The organism is Streptomyces sp. NBC_00271 (assembly GCF_036178845.1).
Classification (GTDB): Bacteria; Actinomycetota; Actinomycetes; order Streptomycetales; family Streptomycetaceae; genus Streptomyces.
The window spans coordinates 6,657,566-6,676,414 of the sequence record NZ_CP108070.1; the positions used below are offsets into that span (position 1 = coordinate 6,657,566).

The window sequence follows — 18,849 nt, forward strand, 5'->3', positions numbered from 1 at the left end:
ACCTCGGTCCCGGGGCAGCCCCTTTTTTTCACACCACGCTGTCCGTTTTCTCGATCGTGAAGGCCGCGGTGTCCGGGAGGGACGCCAGGAGATGCTCCGGTACGTCGGTCACGTCCGGGGCGAGATGGAACGTGACCCTGCGCAGCCCGGGAAAGAGGGCCGGGACATTTGAGAGGTCTTCGTTTCCTGTGAACTTGTTGAGCCGCAGTCTCGTCACGTTCGGCAGTACCGGACCCGCGCTCCACCCGACGGCATTCCAGTTCACACGAAGTTCTTGTAGTGCGGGAAGCCGGGTGATCTCTTCGAAGTCCTCGGGGGTGAGGATTTCGGGGAGTGTGGCCAGACTCAGCTGCTTCAGCGAGTGCATATGACTCAGGCCGCGCAATCCGGTGAATCGGAGGGCGTTCCTGGTGAGCCGCAGATACGTCAGCGGCAGGTCCCGGGGGAGAGCGGCGTCGAGGGAGTCGCCGTGCAGCGGAAAACCGATGTCGAGCATCCGTAGAGTGCGGGAGGCGGAGAGCGGCGTCAGGGCACCCGGCTTCTCGAGTCCTGGCACGGTATCCACCGAAAGCCATTTCAGGGGCAGTTCGGCGAGCGGGGTGAGGTCGTCGACGCTCGGGTTGCTGCCGCTGATGTCCAGGTGCGTGAGCCGCCCCTGGTCCGACAGGAACGTCATGTCGCGCAGGATCCGATTGTCGCGTACGACGAGTTCACACAGCTGGTCCGGCAGCAGCCCCTCGCGTAGGTCGTCCGCGCCGATGTCCCCGACGACCTGGAGCATGGGGCGGCCGCCGAGGTCGCGCAGGGCGCGCAGCTGGGCGGCGGTGTGCGCGACGAAATACAGGTCGTCCGGTGGCAGATGGGCGATGACGTCGGCCGTGTAGCGCCGGGTGTCGAACCGGTGGGCCGTCCAGGTGAGTTGGGCCCGTACGGGCAGCGACGCATGCGACCGGAAGCGGGACAGGACCGGAAGCGCCGCGTCCGTGCCGATGAGTGACGCGGTGATGACCACGGCCCTGGCCTGATCGTCGGTGAGTCCCTCGGGGCCGGGCAGCAGTTCCAGGACGAGCGGGCCCGCGTCGGCGAGGGTGCGGGCCTCCTCGGTCGTACGGGGCGGGATGAGCGAGGCGGCGTTCCGCTCCACGGTCGCGCGGACGTGGGGGTCGAGTTCCGTGGCGTGTTCCAGCGCGGCCAGGGCGAGAAGTCGTATACGCGTACCCGCCGTTCCGGACGTCTCCTCGGCGGACTTGGCCAAGTCGGACAGGAGGGTGGCTCGTTCGCGGGGGCGGGCGTGGGCGACCGCCATCCGGATGACGTCCGACCACTGGGAGTCGAAGGCGCCTCGCACCAGCAGCCCGAAGTCCCCGTCCTCCACCGCCGCCCGCGCGCCCAGGTAGTCCTGGAAGGTGCGATGGACGAACTCGACGGTGCCGAGGGTGGGTTCGCGGAGCAGGCCGCTGCGGACGAGAAGGTGGCGCAGGATCGCCGGGGCGTCGCCCTGCGCGGCGGCGGACGGGAGGGACGGCAGGACGTCGGCGACGATGCGTTCGGCACGGTCGCGGTCCATCTCGGACTGGTTGTTGCGGATGAGCCAGTAGGCCAGGCGCTGGAGGAGCTGGACCTGCGGGAGTTCCGTGAGGTGGATGCCGCCGGTGCGTTCGGGCGCGAACATGTCGCGCTCCTCGTCACGGCGCGACAGCAGCATGGACAGGGCGGCGTCGTACAGCTCCTGCCGGCCGTGCGGCAGATAGCCCCGCCGGTCGCGGTGCAGCGCGCAGATCAGCCCGCACATCAGCGGGTTGGTGGCGAGCCGGCCGAGGTCGGGCTTGGTGCCGACGGCGGTGAGGAGGGAGTGTTCGTAGCCGTCGAGACGGTCGGTGTCCGGGGCGTCGAGCCGGGCCGCCGTGTGCCATCGGCGGATGAAGGCGGTGACGTCGTCGCGGCTCATGGGGGTGAGGGCGAGCTCGGTGAAGCCGTCGGGGGTGAGCCAGTCCTCGCGGACGGCCGAGGGGCGGGAGGTCACCAGCCACTGATTGCCGGGATAGACGTCCAGCAGCTCGCGCAGCCAGCGGCGGGTCCGCTCGCGGTCGCGCTCGGGGATCTCGTCGATGCCGTCGACGAGGAGCAGCCCGCGCCCGGCGGCGAGGACGCGGTCGCTCCAGCCGTCCGGCTGGGTCGCGTGGATGGGCACGCGGGCGGCGGCGAGGAAGCCGTCGGGTGCCGGGAGTCCGTCGGGGCGGCGTACGAGGGTGCGCAGGGGCAGGACGAACGGGATCCGGTCGCCGCGCTCACCCCGGGCCGCGGTCACGGCCAGCCACTGCACGAGGGTGGTCTTGCCGGAGCCGGCCACTCCGCGCAGCAGCACCAGGTCCTGTTCGGCGAGGGCCTGGTCGGCGGGAAGGGTGCTGCCGGCGGCCGCGATGTGTGTCCCGCTCGGGCCGGTCGCCTCCGCGTCCTCGGTGGCCCGTACGGCTTGCAGGCTGAGGTAGGCGGCGTCGAGGGGCCAGCGCTCGGGGGAGTTGACGAGATCGATGCCGTAGATCGTGAGCCGGCTGTGCTTGGTCGCGACGTACGCGAGGTACCGCTGTTCGAAGGCGGGATCCGTGCCGCCGGGCGGCGGAGTCCGCGCGATCAGCTCGTCCACCTTGGCGATGAGTTCGCTCTGCCTGCGGCTCTGCTCCACCAGCGTGCGGGCCACGAAGGCCGAGCGCTGGGTGAAGAAGTGCAGGATGTGCAGGCAGGCCGCGCTCAGGATCCGCTCGTAGGACAGGGTCGCGTCGAAGGAGAGGTCCCGCTCGGGGTTGCCGCTCGCGGCGCGCAGCCGCAGGGCGAGCGCCTCGTGACCGAGTTCCACGGCCTGTACGTCGGTCATGGCGAGGTCGCCGAGGGCGTGCAGGGTGTCGCCGAGGGCGTGGACGACGGCCTGCTCCTCGTCGGGGGCCAGCGGGCGCTCCCCGGTGCGCAGGGCTCGTGCGACCAGCTCCGCCGCCAGCCTGGTCAGCTCCTTCTCCCCGAGGGTCCGCTTCTCTCCCCTGAAGGAGACGAACCCGGAGATCCGCAGCGGCTTCTCGACCAGCCCGGCGCCCGGCCCGTCCGCCACGAACAGCTTCCTGATGAGCGGCGCGACCACGCTCGAGGCCAGTTTGGCACCTACGGACGCTGGTTCCATGACGCTCCCCCGGACGGCACGGTGACGGCTGCGCAGACCACATTAGGGCCTGTCGCAGGTGGGGTGTGCGGTCGGGATCGAGGGTGCCGCACAGCCTTGTGACACGCCCTCGCGGTGACATGACGCACAGGCGATTTTTCCCTTACTAGGGCGTGTAGTAGACAACGAGGGAAGGGCAAAACGGACGTAACGGTGCACAACCCCCATGGGGTGTGCGGTGCCGTGGTCGGCGGTGCGGTGGGGCTGTCTCGCGCCGGAACGCAACGCCCGTATGTGGGGTTAAACGTCTCTACTCTGAAAAATCGGGCGTATTCTATACGGGGTGGGGCGTCTGTCAAGAAGCTGGAAATTTTAGGGTGAACTACGACCTGGCGTCGTAGATGGGGACTTTGTGGGACGGCCAGGACTCGGGTTACCAAGGGATGGCCCACTCGGCGACAACCTGTCCGCCGGGTGGACCTGACCCCCGTCTCCGTTCCCACGAGGTTCCGCATGTCGAAGCGCGTCACGTCCCGCCACTCCCGTATGTCCCTGCTCCGCTCCAGGGCGGCCGTCCTGGCCGTCGGCGTGGGTGCCACGGCCGTACTGGGCGCCGGGGTCGCGGCCGCCGCCACCGAGGCGGCCCCGCAGGCCGCCGTGAAGACGGTCGCCACCAAGGCGACCGCCTCCTGGGTCGACCCGGTGAAGAAGTACACGCTCTCCGCGGGCTTCAACCAGGCCGGCAACCTGTGGCAGCACAACCACTCCGGCCAGGACTTCGCCGTGCCCACCGGCACCGAGGTCGTCGCCGCGCACGGCGGCACCGTCGTCAAGGCCGGCGGCAACGGCGCCGGTGACGGTCCCGCGTACGGCAACGCCGTCGTCGTCAAGCACGGCAACGGGACCTACTCGCAGTACGCCCACCTGTCCCGGATAGACGTGCGGATCGGGCAGGTCGTCGCGACCGGCCAGCACATCGCGCTCTCCGGCAGCACCGGCAACTCCACCGGCCCGCACCTGCACTTCGAGATCCGTACGACCCCGAACTACGGTTCCGCGGTCAACCCGGTGGCCTTCCTGCGCGCCAAGGGCGTGACCGTCTAAGACGCTTCAGGGGTGTCGACGGCGCCACCGTGCGCCTGCGTCACCAAGTCGATCGCGACCTCGAGGACAGCCTTGCGCTTCTCCTCGGGGTCGCCTTCGACGTCCTTGAGCAAAAACATCCCGGCGTGCATCGAGAACAGTGCGCTGATGCAGCGCACCTGGTCCGTCAGATCGGCGTCCGGCTCCTTGAGCAGGCCGACCATCCGGATCATGCGGTCCTTGAAGTCCTCGCCCGTGCGCAGCTCGCGGACGGCCGCCTGGTTCTCCTGCATGAAGCGGAAGAGCGGGGCCGCGTCGGCGAGCGCGTTGCTGTAGCGGCGCAGGATCTCCTGCTTCGTCTCCAGCGTGCGAGGCTGCTGCCGCGCCCACTCGATCAGCTCGTCCATGGGCCTGGACAGGTCCTGGAAGAGACTGATGAGGATGTCTTCCTTGGTCTTGAAGTGGTAGTAGAGCGCCGCCTTCGTGACGTCGAGGTGCTCGGCGATCTCGCGCAGCGAGGTCTTCTCGTAGCCGTGCTCGGAGAAGAGTTCGAGGGCGACGTCCTGGATGCGCTGGCGGGTGTCCCCGCGGCGCTGTCGCTTGGTGCCGTCCATGGTGTCGCCGCCCATCCCTGTACTCCTCGCACTCCTTGAAACGTACGCGTCGTCCGACTGGCAAATCCAGGAAAACTTACTTGACGCCCGGCTAGTTACCGGTCTAACTTCCCTCAGTGTAGTCAACTTGCCGGGCGGCAAGTAAGTACCCAGGGGAGTGGAACCGTGGCGGACAACAAGGAAGCGGTCATAGAGACCGAGAAACAACCGCGCAGCGTACGCGTCGTGCTGCTCGCGCTCATGATCACCATGATGCTGGCCATGCTCGACAACATGATCGTGGGCACGGCGATGCCGACGATCGTGGGCGAGCTGGGCGGCCTCCAGCACCTGTCATGGGTCGTCACCGCGTACACCCTCGCGACCGCCGCCTCCACCCCCATCTGGGGCAAGCTCGGCGACATGTACGGGCGCAAGGGCGCCTTCATGACCTCGATCGTGATCTTCCTGGTCGGCTCCGCGCTCAGCGGTATGGCCCAGGACATGGGGCAGCTCATCGGCTTCCGTGCCGTTCAGGGCCTGGGCGCCGGTGGTCTGATGGTCGGCGTCATGGCGATCATCGGTGACCTGATCCCGCCGCGGGAGCGCGGCAAGTACCAGGGCATGATGGCCGGCATCATGGCGCTCGCCATGATCGGCGGACCGCTCATCGGCGGCACCATCACCGACCACTGGGGCTGGCGCTGGTCCTTCTACATCAATCTGCCGCTCGGCATCGTCGCGCTCCTCGCCATCAGTGCCGTCCTGCACCTGCCGAAGAAGCGCGTCCAGGCGAAGATCGACTACCTCGGTGCCGGACTGCTGGCCCTCGGTATCTCGTCCATCGTGCTGGTCACCACCTGGGGCGGCAGCGAGTACGCCTGGGGCTCGGCCAGGATCATGGAGCTCATCGGTATCGGTGTCGCCGCGCTGGTCGGCTTCGTCTTCGTGCAGACCAAGGCAGCCGCGCCGATCATGCCGCTGCACATCTTCCGCAGCCGCAACTTCACGCTGATGTCGATCATCGGCTTCATCACCGGCTTCGTGATGTTCGGCGCCACGCTCTTCCTGCCGCTGTACCAGCAGTCCGTGCAGGGCGCGTCCGCGACCAACTCCGGGCTGCTCCTGCTGCCGATGCTCGGCGCGATGCTGGTGACCTCGATGGTCGCCGGTCGGGTCACCACCGGCACCGGGCGCTACAAGGCCTTCCCGATCGTCGGCGGCGTCCTCATGGCGGTCGGCCTGTTCCTGCTCGCTCAGATGGACACCGGTACGACCCGGTTCACCTCCGGGCTGTACATGGCCGTACTCGGCCTCGGCATGGGCTGCCTGATGCAGATCACCATGCTGGTCGCGCAGAACAGCGTCGAGATGAAGGACATGGGCGTCGCGTCCTCGTCCACCACCCTCTTCCGTACGCTCGGCTCCTCCTTCGGCGTCGCGATCATGGGTGCGCTGTTCAACCAGCGGGTCCAGGACGTGATGAACGAGCGGGCCGGGGCGCTGGGGTCCAAGGTCACCGAGCAGTCGGCGCAGCTGGACGCGGCGAGCCTGGCGAAGTTGCCGGCGGCGGCGCGGGAGGCGTACCAGTACGCGGTGTCTTCCGGAACGCACTCCGCGTTCCTGCTGGGTGCGGTGGTGTCGTTGGGGGCGCTGGTGGCCGCGGTGTTCGTGAAGGAGGTTCCGCTTCGGGGGGCCGGGGCGGGGGCGTCTGCGCCGGAGGGTTCGGACGAGGGTGCGGTGAACGACTCGGCGCCGAAGCCGACCGTCGCCGAGACCGTCTGACGTCGCCCGACCCGACAGCACCTGACCCGACCTCGCCCGATCCAACCCCGCTTGATTCGAAGACCCCCGGAGTGTCCGCCCCGGGGGTCTTCTCCTGTACGCACCTGGCGCCACCCGAGCCTTCTCGCCCCCGCCGCCCCTACCCGTCCCATCCCTGGGGGCTGCGCCCCCAGACCCCCGCTATCGGCCTGAACGGCCTCGTCCTCAAACGCCGGACGGGCTGAAGGGAGCGGGCCGGGGTGGGTGGGGTGGATGTGCGGTGGGTGGGGTATCGGCCTTCGGCCTTGTCCTCAAGTGCCGGACGGGCTGAGCGACGCGGGTCGGGGTGGGTGGGGTGTCGCCCTTCGGCCTCGTCCTCAAGTCCGGACGGGCTGAGTGATGCGGGTTGGTGTTCGGCCTTGTGTTCGCGGCACCGGGTGAGGCGAGGTTTTTAGGGGCGCGGGGAACTGCGCGCCCAGCCCCCGCCGGCCCGCAGCCGAACGAATCGGGGGAACGGGTCGAGCCGGGCCCGGCCGACGGTGACAACTCCCGCGACAACTACGGCAACAGCAACCGGTACTCGCTCACCGGCATCAGGTCGGCAGCATCGGATAGCTGCCGGTGTTCGTCGGCGCATGTTCCGGCAGCCACAGCACCGCGACCGCACCCTCCGCAGGCACGTGCTCCGGGGCTCCCGCGGGCCGGACGTTGCGGAAGGTCAGCCGGGCACCGAGCACCCGGGCCTGACCGGCCGCGATGGTGAGGCCGAGGCCATGACCGTGGCCCGAGCGATCGCTGCTGCCGGTGCGGAACCGGCTGGGGCCCTCGGCGAGAAGCTCCTCGGGGAAGCCGGGACCGTGGTCCCGGACCCGGATGACCCGGCCCTCGACCGAGACCTCGATCGGCGGCTTGCCGTGCCGTGCCGCGTTGGCCAGCAGATTGAACAGCACGCGCTCCAGGCGACGCGGATCCGTCGTGACCTCCGACTCGTGGATCACGCGTACGTCGACGTCCGCGTCCTTGGCGGCCACCCGCCGCGACACGAACTCGCCGAGCAGGATGTCCTGGAGTTCGGCCCGCTCGGAGGCGCCGTCCAGCCGCGCCACCTCGAGGACGTCCTCGACGAGGGTCCGCATCGCCTGGGCCCGGTCGCGGACGAGTTCCGTGGGGCGGCCGGGGGGAAGGAGCTCCGCCGCCGTCAGCAGGCCGGTCACCGGCGTGCGCAGTTCGTGGGCGATGTCGGCGGTCACCCGGCGCTCGGCCTCGATGCGTTGCTGGAGCGCGTCCGCCATCGCGTCCACCGCGCGCGCGAGGTCGTCGGTCTCGTCCCGTACGACCCCGCCGATCGCTTCCCGTACCCGTACGTCGGTCTCACCCTTGGCGACCTGGTTCGCCGCGGCCGCGGCCTTGCGCAGCCGGCGCGAGAGCTGGCCGCCGATCAGCACGCCGAGCGCGCTGCCGCCGAAGACGACCGCGATCGAGCCGATGATCAGCGCCTGGTCGAGGTCCTTCATGACGTCGGTGTTGCGGTCCGTGAAACCGGTGTGGAGCGAGAGGACGCGGCCGTCCTTGAGGGGTACGGCCGCCCAGATGTCCGGGACCCCGTTCGGACGGTCGGCCACAAAGGTGGCCCGCCGGCCCTGCATGACCTTCGCCAGCAGGTCCTTCGGGATGGCCGGGTCGTCGACCTTGACCCCGAAGGCCTGGGTCCGCCCGGACTCGTACATGCGCTCGGCGACCGTGATGCGCTCGTCCGCCAGGTCGCGCGAGTTGTCCAGCATCGACACGCGCGCCGCGTTGTGCACGACGAGGCTGAGCGCGACCGCGACCAGCGCGCCGACCATGGCGATCGCCGCGCTGAGCTTCCACCGGATACCCGTGCGAATGCCGGAGTTCCCGGCGGCGGCCGCCATGCGCATGCCCACAGGCGCGCCGCGACGGGCAGCCGGGCCCCGGCCGACGGGCGTGCCGCGACGAACGGGTGCGCCCCGGCCGACGGGTGTGCCCCGGCCGTCGGCAGGTGTGTTCCAGCCGGTCCGACTGCTCCCGGTCACCGGACCGCTCCCGATCACCGGACTCCTCCCTGTCACCGAGCCGTGCCCGTCGGCCGAGCCGTACCCGTTGACAGGCCCGTGCCCGTCGGACGGGCCGTACCCATTGACCGGCCCGCGCCCGCCACCCCCGCCACCCCCGCCGGCCGGTCTGTTGCGGCCGGCCGGGCCGTCGCCGCCCGCCGGAGTCCGGCGCCGAAATATCCCCCGCATACCCCTGCTCAGGCCTTCAACTTGTAGCCGAAGCCACGGACCGTCTCGATCCGGTCCTGGCCGATCTTCGTCCGCAGCCGCTGTACGTGGACGTCGACGACACGGGTGTCCCCACCCCAGCCGTAGTCCCACACGCGTTCGAGCAGCTTGTCGCGGCTCAGCACCGTACCCGGCGCGGAGGAGAACTCCAGCAGCAGTCGCATCTCGGTGGGCGTCAGGGCCACCGGCGTACCACTCCTGAGCACCTCCATGCCCTCGGTGTCGATCTCCAGGTCACCGAAGGAGAGCACCCCGCCGTCGACGGACGAGGCCTCTTCGGGGGTTCCGTTCGGACCGCTCGCGTGTCCGAAACGGCGCAGCACGGCGCGGATCCGGGCCACCAGCACGGCCCCGTCGAAGGGCTTGGTCACATAGTCGTCGGCGCCCGCCTCCAGGCCCAGCACGACGTCGATCGAGTCGGCACGCGCGGACAGCATGATCACGGGGACGGTCGACTCGTCACGGATGCGGCGGCACAGCGAGACACCGTCGAGTCCGGGGACCATCACGTCCAGCAGGGCGATGTCGGGACGGTCGGCGCGAAACGCCTCCAGGCCCGACAGCCCGTCGGGCATGGCCGTCACCGCGAAGCCGTCGCGCTCGAGAGCGAGCTGCGTGGCCTCGCGGATGACGTCGTCGTCCTCGACGAACAGGACGTGGGTCTGTTCTGCCATCCGGCTGCTCCGTCTGCGCTCAGTTCGCGGGAGCGGGCGTGTCGACGCCGCCCACCGCGTTGCTGTAGTCGTTGTGCGTCCGGGACCTCTCGGTGAAGCGGGTCGCGGTCCACCCGTAGGTGATCACTTCTTCGCTGGAGGGGTATTCCACCGGATCGCCCTTCTTGTACAACTGCTGGGTGATCACCAGGTCGCCCCGGTCTATCTCCGCGTAGACCGGCGGCTCCTCGGTTTTGAAGACATTCTCGTACCTGCCGCTTTCCTCGCGGTAGACGTACGAGCCGATCCCCACGGCATCCCCGCAGGTCATGACGTTGACCACGACGTCGTCGGTGGTTCCTCCGGTCAGATCCCCGTACGACACGTCGACCGGGTACTCGTCGGCGACGCACGGTTTCGTCAGGGCGCTCTTGACCGACTCGCTGACCTCCGGGTCGTCCTTGACGAGCTTGACCGCGTCCACGCGCTTGGGCGTCCTGGACGGGGGGGCGGAGGCCGCGGGGCTCGGGGCCGCCCCCTTCGCCACCGCCTCACTGCTCGCCGGGCCCTCGTCGCGGGCGCCCGTGCCACCCGTGGCGCAGGCGGTCAGGAAAAGGCCGATGGCGGCGAGCGCGGCCGTCACCGCGCTCCCCGCCTTCAGGACCTGCCTGGCCCGAGTTCCTAGGCCGCGCAACGCTCCCGCTCCTCACGTTCGAGCGCGCGTGCGTCCAGGTCGCGGCTCTCCAGCTCCTCGCGGAGCCGGGCGAGCGCCCGGTGCAGCGTGCTCTTGACCGTTCCGGCCGACATGCCGAGGGCGGCGGCCGTCTCCTCCGTGGACATCTGCTCCCAGTGTCGCAGTACCACGACGCTGCGTTGCTTGGGAGCGAGAACCTTCATGATGTCCATAAGAAGCGCCCGGTCGGCGTGCTGCTCGGTCGAGTCGTCGACGCAGGCGTCAGGGAGCTGCTCGGTGGGCACCTCTTCGAGTTTCCGCGCCCGCCACCACTCGGTCCGCGTATTGATCATCACGCGGCGCAGGTAGGCGTCCGCGAGCCGCTTGTCCGCGATGCCGTCCCAGCGGCCGTACGTCCGTACGAGCGCCGTCTGCAGGAGGTCCTGGGCGTCGACGGGGTCGGGGACCAGGCGACGGGCACTGCGCAGCAGCGCGTCCTGCCGAGTGCGGACGTACTCCTCGAATTCGAGCACCTCGCCGTGCGCCATGATCAACCGCCTCCATCCCCGTTTCCGACGTGCCTGGCTCGCGCCTGCTGCCGGTTGTCCGTTTCCTGTGTCCCGCTGTCGTTCTGCTGGGTGCGCGGTACGGAAATGAAGCTACGGAGGCGTTGTCACGGGGTTGTCCGAGGCAGCCTTCGGTGAGCGCTCGGCTGTACGTCGGTTGTGTAACGGATGTATGAGGTGGGTAAGGCGGTGTGGTTACAAGTCCCGGTTGGGGTGGTTTTGCGGGTGTGACCGGTGTCCTGGGGGCGGTGACTAGGTCAAGGGCAGCCGATACAAACCACCCGGGAGCGGCTCCACGAGTCCGTCGGCGACGAGTCCGTCGAGGGCGCGGGCCCGCTGCACGGGCTCGTCCCACACGCGATCGAGTACGGACTGCGGGACCGGGCCCTCGACGGCCTCCCTCAGTACGGCGAGGAGTTTGCCGCGCACCTGGCGGTCCGTGCCCGCGTACGTCTGGCCGCGCCGTGGCGGGCCGTCGTGCGCCGGCTTGCCCGCCAGCCGCCAGGCGCACTGCGTGGCGATCGGGCAGCGGTGGCAGGCCTCGTTCTTCGCCGTGCAGATGAGCGCGCCGAGCTCCATGGAGGCGGCGGCCCAGTGGGAGGCGGTGCCCTCGTTCTCGGGCAGGAGGGCACGGGCGAGCTTGCGCTCGGCGGCGGTGGTGGCGTTCGGCGGGTACTGCACGCCGCTGACGGCCCGTGCGAACACCCTCCGGACGTTCGTGTCCAGCACGGCATGCCGCTGCCCGTACGCGAACGAGGCGACGGCGGCGGCCGTGTACTCCCCGATACCGGGCAGCGCGAGCAGCTGAGCGTGCTCCGTGGGTACGTCGCCGCCGTGCCGTTCCGTTATGGCGACCGCGGCGCCGTGCAGCCGGAGCGCACGGCGGGGGTAGCCGAGCCGGCCCCAGGCGCGGACGGCTTCGCCCGGAGCCTCCTTGGCCAGGTCGGCGGGGCGGGGCCAGCGGGCGACCCACTGCTCGTACACGGGCAGGACACGGCTCACCGGGGTCTGCTGCAACATGAACTCACTGACCATCACGCCCCAGGGCCCGGCGTCGGGGCGGCGCCAGGGGAGGTCGCGGGCGTGCTCGTCGAACCAGGTGATCACCGGCTCGTGCAGGGTCTTGCCGGGGGCGTCGGGCTGGGGGCTGGGTGTGGGCATGGTGGGTGCAGTCATGGCGGTTCCGATCCTGCCATGCGGGGGTGGGACTACGCGGTTTCCTCCGAAGGCGCGGAGGAGTGGCTTTTCGCCCCGGTCCCACACGGGCTCCTTCGCCCGTGGGGCGGTGGGGGCTGGTCGCGCCCACGCGGCGGAGCCGCGCAATGTCACAGCCCCACGCACTTGAAGGGGCGCTCCGGTCGGCCGGAGGGCCGTGCGCGGCAGCCCCCTGGAGGACGGGAAGGGGTGGTGTGGGGGCAACTCGGCCGGTGTGCCGGAATGATGATCAGGAAAAGTTGGCGCTCAGGGCGGCGGGTGGGGCGAGCGCCGGCGTGGATCTCTCGTACAGTTTGCGCCGTGGGATCTATGCGCAATCCGGTCGGGCCACTTCCCTCCACCATCTACTGGCGTCGGAGGGCCGTTCTGCTGTCCCTGGTAGCGCTGTTGGCGCTGCTGATCGCCTGGGTGGTCAGCAGCGGCGGCGGGGGCGGCAAGAAGAACGCGGACGGGTCCAACGGGAAGAACCCCGTGCACACGATCACGCCGGGCCCCTCCGGTTCCGGACCCGCGATCAGCCAACACCCGGGCGGCCGCGACGAGTCCAGCCCCGGTACGAGTGCCGGCACGGCAAGCGGCAGCAGTGGCGGCAGCAGTGACAGTGGCAGCGGTAGCGGCAGTGGGGACGGGTCCGGCGGGACCGGCAGCGCGGACGGCGGTGGCTCGGACGGCGGTTCCAGCGGTGGCACCAGCTCCGGGGATCAGGTCCCGGCCGGCTCCACCCTCCCCAACTGCACCGCGAACGCCGTCAAGTTGACCCTGCGCAGCGTGCACAACACGTACGCCCCCGGCGACAAGCCCTCGATCGAGCTGATCGCGAAGAACTCCTCCGCCAATGACTGCAAGGTCGATCTCGGCCCGAAGAGCGCGGTCCTGACGATCACTCAGGCCGGCGGCGACAAGAGCTTCTGGTCTTCGAGCGACTGTCCCAAGGACGCGGCCAGTCTCTTCTTCCGCGTTCCGGCCGGCGACCAGGTGACCTACACGGTCGACTGGGACCGCACGGCGAGCGCCGCCCAGTGCGCCACGCCTCCGGCGGGTTCGGCGACCGCGGGCACCTATCTGGTGGAGGCGAAGGCGCCGGGCCTGGCGAAGGCGACGACGTCGTTCGTGCTGTCCCAGGACTGAGCCCGGGGGCGGGAGCCCTCGGAGGGGCGGCCATGGAGCCCCCGAGGTCCCAGGCGCGCGATCGCGCCCGCACGGCCCGCACGCACCCTTGAAACGTACCCGGCCCCGTAAGTAGTAGCGCGTAAGACACAGTGCGTAAGGCACAGCGCGTACGACGGAGTGCGTACGACGGAGCGGGTCAGACGCAGTGCGTCAGACGTAGCGCTCCAGGATCGACGACTCCGCCAGCCGCGACAGTCCCTCACGGACGCTGCGGGCCCGCGCCTCGCCCACCCCGTCGACCGCCTGAAGCTCGTCGACGCTCGCGGCGAGGAGCTTCTGCAGACCACCGAAGTGCTCCACGAGGCGGTCGATGATCGCGCCGGGCAGACGCGGGACCTTGGCGAGGAGGCGGAAGCCGCGCGGGGAGACCGCGGAGTCGAGCGCTTCGGGGGAGCCGGTGTAGCCCAAGGCTCTTGCCACCGTGGGCAGTTCGAGCAGCTCGGAGTGGGGCAGGGCGTTCAGGTCGGAGAGGGCCTCGTCGACCGTGCGGGAACGCTTCGCGGTCGGCTCCGGCACATAGTCCCGGACCACCAGCTCCCGCTCGGGCTCCACGCCCGCGATCAACTCGTCCAGCTGGAGGGCGAGCAGACGCCCGTCCGTGCCCAACTCCACCACGTACTCGGCGATTTCCGTGGCGATGCGCCGCACCATCTCCAGACGCTGCGCCACCGCCGACACGTCCCGGACGGTGACGAGGTCCTCGATCTCCAGGGCGGAGAGCGTGCCCGCGACCTCGTCGAGGCGGAGCTTGTAGCGCTCCAAGGTCGCGAGGGCCTGGTTGGCGCGGGAGAGGATCGCGGCGGAGTCCTCCAGGACGCGGCGCTGACCGTCGACGTACAGCGCGATCAGACGCATCGACTGGGAGACCGAGACGACGGGGAAGCCGACCTGCTTGCTCACCCGGTCCGCCGTGCGGTGCCGGGTGCCGGTCTCCTCCGTCGGGATCGTCGGGTCGGGCACGAGCTGGACGCCCGCCCGCAGGATCTTGGTGATGTCCTTGTCGACGACGATGCCGCCGTCGAGCTTGCACAGCTCGCGCAACCGGGTCGCCGTGAAGTCGACGTCCAGGACGAAGCCGCCCGTGCACATCGACTCGACGGTCTTGTCCCAGCCGAGCACGATGAGTCCGCCGGTGTTTCCGCGGAGGATCCGCTCGAGCCCGTCGCGCAGGGCCGTGCCAGGTGCCACGGCGCTCAGTGAGGCGCGCATCAGGCCATCGGCACCGGAGCTCCCACCGGACTTTCCGGGAGCTGCTGCCCGGTCGTTGGCTGCCACTGCACTCCTCCGGTCGCGGGTTTCCGGTCGCCCAAGATTCGTCCAGAGTTCGTACGGACGGGCAAGACCAGGGCAAAGTCTACCGGCGCTGCTCCTCGTCCCGTGGGGCCTCTCTGTGACGGGAGCGTGGAAGGACCCGCAGCGCCTCGCCCATGTCGGCGACTTCCAGGACCTTCATACCGGCGGGGATCTTGCCCGGATCGCCGGGAACGAGGGCGTGCGTGAAGCCCAGACGGTGGGCTTCGGCGAGCCTCCGCTGCACTCCCGTGACCCGTCTGACCTCGCCCGCGAGCCCTACTTCGCCGATCGCCACGAGGTTCTTGGGGAGAGGGGTGTCACTCGCCGCCGACGCGAGCGCGAGGGCGATCGCGAGGTCCGCGGCGGGCTCGGAGAGCTTCACGCCGCCCACCGTCGCCGAGTAGATGTCCCGCTTCCCGAGGGCGCTGATCCGGCCTCGCTGCTCCAGGACCGCCAGCATCATCGAGACCCGGGAGGTCTCCAGGCCGGACGTCGTACGACGGGGGGAGGGGATCTGGGAGTCGACGGTGAGGGCCTGCACCTCGGCCACCAGCGGGCGGCGGCCCTCCAGAGTGACGGTCAGGCAGGTGCCGGGGACGGGCTCGGCACGGCGGGTGAGGAAGAGGCCGGAGGGGTCCGCGAGGCCCGTGATGCCCTCGTCGTGCAGCTCGAAGCAGCCGACCTCGTCCGTCGTCCCGTACCGGTTCTTGACGCCTCGGACGAGGCGCAGGCGCGCGTGACGGTCGCCCTCGAAGCTCAGGACGACGTCCACGAGGTGTTCGAGCAGGCGGGGGCCCGCGATCGCGCCGTCCTTGGTGACATGGCCCACAAGGAGCGTGGACATGCCGCGCTCCTTGGAGGCACGGATGAGCGCCCCGGCGACCTCCCGGACCTGGGCCATACCGCCCGGCGCCCCGTCGATCTCCGGAGAGGCGACGGTCTGGACCGAGTCCAGGATGAGGAGCGAGGGCTTCACGGCGTCCAAGTGGCCGAGCACGGCGGCCAGGTCGGTCTCCGCCGCCAGATACAGGTGGTCGTCGATCGCCTTGATGCGGTCGGCGCGCAGACGGACCTGGCTGGCCGACTCCTCACCCGTCACGTACAGCGTGCGGTGCTCGTCGCTCGCCGCCTTCGCCGCCACGTCCAGGAGGAGCGTGGACTTGCCCACACCGGGCTCGCCCGCGATCAGGACGACCGCGCCGGGCACGAGACCGCCGCCGAGGACGCGGTCCAGCTCGGGTACGCCGGTGGAGCGGGCCGTGGCCTGGCGGCCGTCGACCTGCCCGATCGGCACCGCGGAGGTGGTGACGCGGCCCGGTGTCGTCGTACGGACCGCGGGCGCGCCGTACTCCTCGACCGTGCCCCACGCCTGGCACTCGGGGCAGCGGCCCAGCCATTTGGCCGTCTGCCATCCGCACTCGGTGCAGCGGTAGGACGGCCGGTCCTTCGCGGTTTTCGTACGGGCAGCCATGACGGAACCGTAACCGAGAGGACTGACAGCACGGGCGGGCCCGCTGGGTGAGGCATCCGCCATGGCCTGCCGTTGCCGCCTGTGACGGTGTGGGCCACGGAATCGGAGGGTCCTGTCCCCTTTTGAGGGATCGTTTCACCCGTACGGATTAAATGTGCTCAAGGGGGAGGAAGGGGCCACCCCGGGGCACCTACGGTCGCACGGGTGATGAGCAGCAGTCCGGAGACCTCCACGCACACGACCGGTGCACACCGGGCGCACGGAGATGCGCGCAAGCGGGTGACCGCGCCCCGTGGTGCGCACACCCGCACCCTGGCTCAGCGCCCTCCCGCGCGCTACGAGCCCTACTTGGACGGCCTTTTCACCTACTGCCTGTCCGTGCTGTGCGACCACGACGAGGCCACCGCCGCCCTCGGGGACGCCCTCGCGCTGGCCGAGCGCCGTGGTCAGCGTGGCCCGGTGTCCGCGGACGACCGCAGGGCCTGGCTGTACGCCCTCGCCCGCTGGTCCTGTCTGCGCAAGCTCACCGAGGCCCGGCGCAGGCGCCAGGCGGCCCACGCCTCCGGCCGGCGTACGCCCGCCAAGGGCCACAAGGCCCTCTTCAAGGGGCACAAGGAAGCCGCCGGCCGGCATGCGGCCGAGGCCCAGAGCGCCCCGGTCTCCGAGGAGGCGCAGGACCGGCGTCGGCACGAACTCGCCCTGCTGGCCTGGCCGGAGGCGGCCGGCACCACCCCCGAGCAGCGCGAGGCGCTCGAACTCGCCGTGCGCCACCAGCTCGCCGCCGCCGAGGTCGCCGCCGTTCTCGGCCTGGACCTCGTCAAGGCGCGCGAACTGCTCGCCACCGCCGCCTGCGAGGTCGAACGCACCCGCGCCGCCCTCGCCGTCGTGGAGACCGGCACCTGTCCGAGCGTCGGCCGCCTCACCGGCGACAACCAGCTCGTCCTGAGCGCCACCCTGCGCCGGGAACTGGTCCGGCACGTCGACGACTGTCCGCGCTGCCGCCGCACCGCCGAGCGCGCCGCGCCCGGCGCCTGGCCCGGCACCACCGTCACGCCCGCCGAGCTCCCCGTCATCGAGGCCCCGCGCGCGGCCCTGCACATCGCGATGGCACACGTCCCGCGCGCGCGGGGTGCCGCTCCACGATTCGACCGGCGCGGTTTCCCCGTGGACCCCAAGGACCACGCCGCCCGCCGGGACCGACTTCGCGCGCGTGCCGTCACGACGACCGTCGTCGCCACCGTCGTCGCCGCACCCGTCCTGGCCCTCTGGGCGGCCTACCGTGGCGCGCCCCTCACCGGTGAGGGTGCCGACGGCCGCTCGATCACCGCGAGTGAGGCGCACGGCCCCGACGGCATCACCGGCGAGGAGGCGGGCGGCTACGAGAACGCCGGCAACGCCGGCGCCAGACCCGACGCCCGTTTCGCCAAGGGGAACCGCTCGCCCGACGTCTCCGTGGAGGTCATCAGCGCCCCCAGTGCGGGAAGCGGCGCCGGACACCTCTCGGTCCGGGCCTCGGGCAGCGGCGACACGACCTTTGTCACGCTCGCCGCCTCCGGGAACTCACCGGTCCACTGGTCCGCCGAGACGGGAGCGTCCTGGCTCTACTTCAGTCAGTCGTCGGGAACGCTGGCCCCAGGAGAAACGTTCACGATCAAGGTGTACGTCGATCATCTTCGCGAGCCGGTGGGCCCCTGGGGCGCGCGGGTGGCGATCGCACCGGCGGGAGCGGTGGTCACGATCGGGGGGTACGGAACAGCGGGTCCGTCCGCCCCGGTCGGCTCCGGCCCGACGCCCGGCCGTCCCACTCCGTCCGCCCCCGGCCCGACCCCGCCCGCCTCGGACCCGCCACCGACGCCCAGCGACCCCCAGCCGACGCCCACGGACACGTCGTCCCCGCCCCCTTCGCCGGACCCGTCGGGCCCGTCCGACCCGTCGGACCCGGGCGGTTCGACGCCGCCGCCCGGCGACAGCTCCGCCCCGACCCCGTCCTAGTACCGCCTGCGGGTCGGGAAGGGGCGGGAAGACGATGGACCGGGGGGTCTCAGGCGACCGGATCCGCGGGATGCGGCGCCAGCAACGGCAGCTGCGAGGCCAGCCGCTCCTCGCAGAGCTCGACCAGCCGGTCGTACCCCGCCCTGCCCATCAGCTCGATCAGTTCCGGGCGGTACGAGACGTACACCGGGTCGCCCGCGCCGTGTGCCGAGGTCGCCGACGTGCACCACCAGTGCAGGTCGTGGCCGCCCGGGCCCCAGCCCCGGCGGTCGTACTCGCCGATGGAGACCTGGAGCACGCGCGTGTCGTCGGGCCGGTCGATCCACTCGTACGTCCGGCGCACGGGCAGCTGCCAGCAGACGTCCGGCTTGGTCTCCAGGGGCTCGCGCCCCTCCTTGATCGCCAGGATGTGCAACGAGCAGCCCGCGCCGCCGGCGAAGCCGGGCCGGTTCTGGAAGATGCACGAGCCCTGGTAGGGGCGGGTCTGGCGGTCGCCGTCCTCGTCCTCGGAGACCCAGCCGGTCTTCAGCCCCACGTCATGGTGCTGCCAGATGTCGGGCGTGAGCCGTGCCACGTGCCCGGCCACCCGCTTCTCGTCGTCCTCGTCGGAGAAGTGGGCTCCGAGGGTGCAGCAGCCGTCGTCGGCGCGACCGGCCTGGATGCCCTGACAGCCACTTCCGAAGATGCAGTTCCAGCGAGAGGTCAGCCATGTCAGATCGCACCGGAAGACCTGCTCGTCGTCGGCGGGATCCGGAAACTCCACCCATGCCCGAGCGAAGTCGAGCCCCTTCTCGTCGGTCACGGTGGCCTTCTTCGGGGACTTCGTCGGGGACTTCTTGGACGCGGAGGCCTTCGCCTGCGAAGAGCCCTTGGTCGATTTGTCGGGCTTCGCCTTTTTCGTCTTTGGCACCCGTCCAGGGTAAGT

The 18,849-nt window shown here is 70.6% G+C and carries 14 protein-coding genes; 4 read left to right on the plus strand and 10 right to left on the minus strand.

The window, feature by feature from the left end; all coding sequences use genetic code 11:
- Window positions 1-28: 28 nt before the first annotated feature.
- Window positions 29-3,169, minus strand: a complete 3,141-nt coding sequence (locus OG798_RS30290; protein ID WP_328757991.1) for an NACHT domain-containing protein — start codon at window positions 3,167-3,169, stop codon at window positions 29-31.
- A 492-nt stretch (window positions 3,170-3,661) separates the two neighbouring features.
- Between OG798_RS30290 and OG798_RS30295 the strand changes: the two genes are divergently transcribed.
- Window positions 3,662-4,252 carry a M23 family metallopeptidase gene (locus OG798_RS30295; RefSeq protein ID WP_328757992.1) on the plus strand — a complete coding sequence of 197 codons (591 nt, stop codon included), beginning with the start codon at window positions 3,662-3,664 and terminating at the stop codon, window positions 4,250-4,252.
- Here OG798_RS30295 and OG798_RS30300 read toward each other — a convergent pair.
- A complete protein-coding gene (locus OG798_RS30300) occupies window positions 4,249-4,860 on the minus strand; it encodes a TetR/AcrR family transcriptional regulator (RefSeq protein ID WP_095853281.1) in 612 nt (203 codons plus the stop codon). The two genes, OG798_RS30295 and OG798_RS30300, sit on opposite strands and share 4 nt — an antisense overlap.
- 150 nt (window positions 4,861-5,010) lie before the next feature.
- Here OG798_RS30300 and OG798_RS30305 point away from each other — a divergent pair, with 150 nt between their 5' ends.
- Window positions 5,011-6,609, plus strand: a complete 1,599-nt coding sequence (locus OG798_RS30305) for an MDR family MFS transporter (protein WP_257016635.1) — start codon at window positions 5,011-5,013, stop codon at window positions 6,607-6,609.
- A 572-nt stretch (window positions 6,610-7,181) separates the two neighbouring features.
- Here OG798_RS30305 and cseC read toward each other — a convergent pair.
- From cseC to OG798_RS30330, 5 genes are all read right to left on the minus strand, one after another.
- Window positions 7,182-8,507 (minus strand): two-component system sensor histidine kinase CseC, encoded by a 1,326-nt coding sequence (gene cseC, locus OG798_RS30310; RefSeq protein WP_095853280.1) that lies wholly within the window; start codon window positions 8,505-8,507, stop codon window positions 7,182-7,184.
- Between the two features lie 353 nt (window positions 8,508-8,860).
- On the minus strand, window positions 8,861-9,565 hold the full coding sequence (gene cseB / locus OG798_RS30315) for a two-component system response regulator CseB (protein ID WP_095853279.1): 705 nt from the start codon (window positions 9,563-9,565) through the stop codon (window positions 8,861-8,863).
- A gap of 19 nt (window positions 9,566-9,584) precedes the next feature.
- Window positions 9,585-10,238: a hypothetical protein gene (locus OG798_RS30320; protein ID WP_373558953.1), complete on the minus strand. Its 654-nt coding sequence runs from the start codon at window positions 10,236-10,238 to the stop codon at window positions 9,585-9,587.
- Window positions 10,226-10,765 (minus strand): SigE family RNA polymerase sigma factor, encoded by a 540-nt coding sequence (locus OG798_RS30325; protein ID WP_060898668.1) that lies wholly within the window; start codon window positions 10,763-10,765, stop codon window positions 10,226-10,228. Before OG798_RS30325 ends, OG798_RS30320 begins: the two co-directional genes overlap by 13 nt.
- A 270-nt stretch (window positions 10,766-11,035) precedes the next feature.
- Window positions 11,036-11,959, minus strand: coding sequence for an A/G-specific adenine glycosylase (locus OG798_RS30330; RefSeq protein ID WP_121415422.1), 924 nt, complete (start codon window positions 11,957-11,959; stop codon window positions 11,036-11,038).
- A gap of 339 nt (window positions 11,960-12,298) precedes the next feature.
- On the opposite strand from OG798_RS30330, the gene OG798_RS30335 reads away from it, so the two are divergent.
- Entirely contained in the window at window positions 12,299-13,126 is an 828-nt protein-coding gene (locus OG798_RS30335) for a hypothetical protein (protein ID WP_328757994.1), read from the plus strand.
- 192 nt (window positions 13,127-13,318) lie between these two features.
- On the opposite strand, the gene disA is transcribed toward OG798_RS30335, so the two are convergent.
- Both disA and radA read right to left on the minus strand, forming a co-directional pair.
- Window positions 13,319-14,443: a DNA integrity scanning diadenylate cyclase DisA gene (disA, locus tag OG798_RS30340; protein ID WP_067373625.1), complete on the minus strand. Its 1,125-nt coding sequence runs from the start codon at window positions 14,441-14,443 to the stop codon at window positions 13,319-13,321.
- A 79-nt stretch (window positions 14,444-14,522) separates the two neighbouring features.
- Window positions 14,523-15,932: a DNA repair protein RadA gene (radA, locus tag OG798_RS30345; RefSeq protein WP_095853276.1), complete on the minus strand. Its 1,410-nt coding sequence runs from the start codon at window positions 15,930-15,932 to the stop codon at window positions 14,523-14,525.
- Between the two features lie 204 nt (window positions 15,933-16,136).
- Here radA and OG798_RS30350 point away from each other — a divergent pair, with 204 nt between their 5' ends.
- Window positions 16,137-17,924 carry a BACON domain-containing protein gene (locus tag OG798_RS30350; protein ID WP_328757995.1) on the plus strand — a complete coding sequence of 596 codons (1,788 nt, stop codon included), beginning with the start codon at window positions 16,137-16,139 and terminating at the stop codon, window positions 17,922-17,924.
- 49 nt (window positions 17,925-17,973) lie between these two features.
- On the opposite strand, the gene OG798_RS30355 is transcribed toward OG798_RS30350, so the two are convergent.
- Window positions 17,974-18,834: a hypothetical protein gene (locus OG798_RS30355; protein WP_095853274.1), complete on the minus strand. Its 861-nt coding sequence runs from the start codon at window positions 18,832-18,834 to the stop codon at window positions 17,974-17,976.
- Window positions 18,835-18,849 lie beyond the last annotated feature (15 nt).

Excerpts from the sequence above, each read along its gene's own strand:
- cseB (WP_095853279.1), bottom strand. The coding sequence starts at position 9,565 with ATGGCAGAACAGACCCACGTCCTGTTCGTCGAGGACGACGACGTCATC.
- OG798_RS30330 (WP_121415422.1), bottom strand. The coding sequence starts at position 11,959 with ATGACTGCACCCACCATGCCCACACCCAGCCCCCAGCCCGACGCCCCC.
- OG798_RS30295 (WP_328757992.1), top strand. The coding sequence starts at position 3,662 with ATGTCGAAGCGCGTCACGTCCCGCCACTCCCGTATGTCCCTGCTCCGC.
- OG798_RS30300 (WP_095853281.1), bottom strand. The coding sequence starts at position 4,860 with ATGGGCGGCGACACCATGGACGGCACCAAGCGACAGCGCCGCGGGGAC.
- OG798_RS30325 (WP_060898668.1), bottom strand. The coding sequence starts at position 10,765 with ATGGCGCACGGCGAGGTGCTCGAATTCGAGGAGTACGTCCGCACTCGG.
- cseC (WP_095853280.1), bottom strand. The coding sequence starts at position 8,507 with ATGCGCATGGCGGCCGCCGCCGGGAACTCCGGCATTCGCACGGGTATC.
- OG798_RS30290 (WP_328757991.1), bottom strand. The coding sequence starts at position 3,169 with ATGGAACCAGCGTCCGTAGGTGCCAAACTGGCCTCGAGCGTGGTCGCG.
- radA (WP_095853276.1), bottom strand. The coding sequence starts at position 15,932 with ATGGCTGCCCGTACGAAAACCGCGAAGGACCGGCCGTCCTACCGCTGC.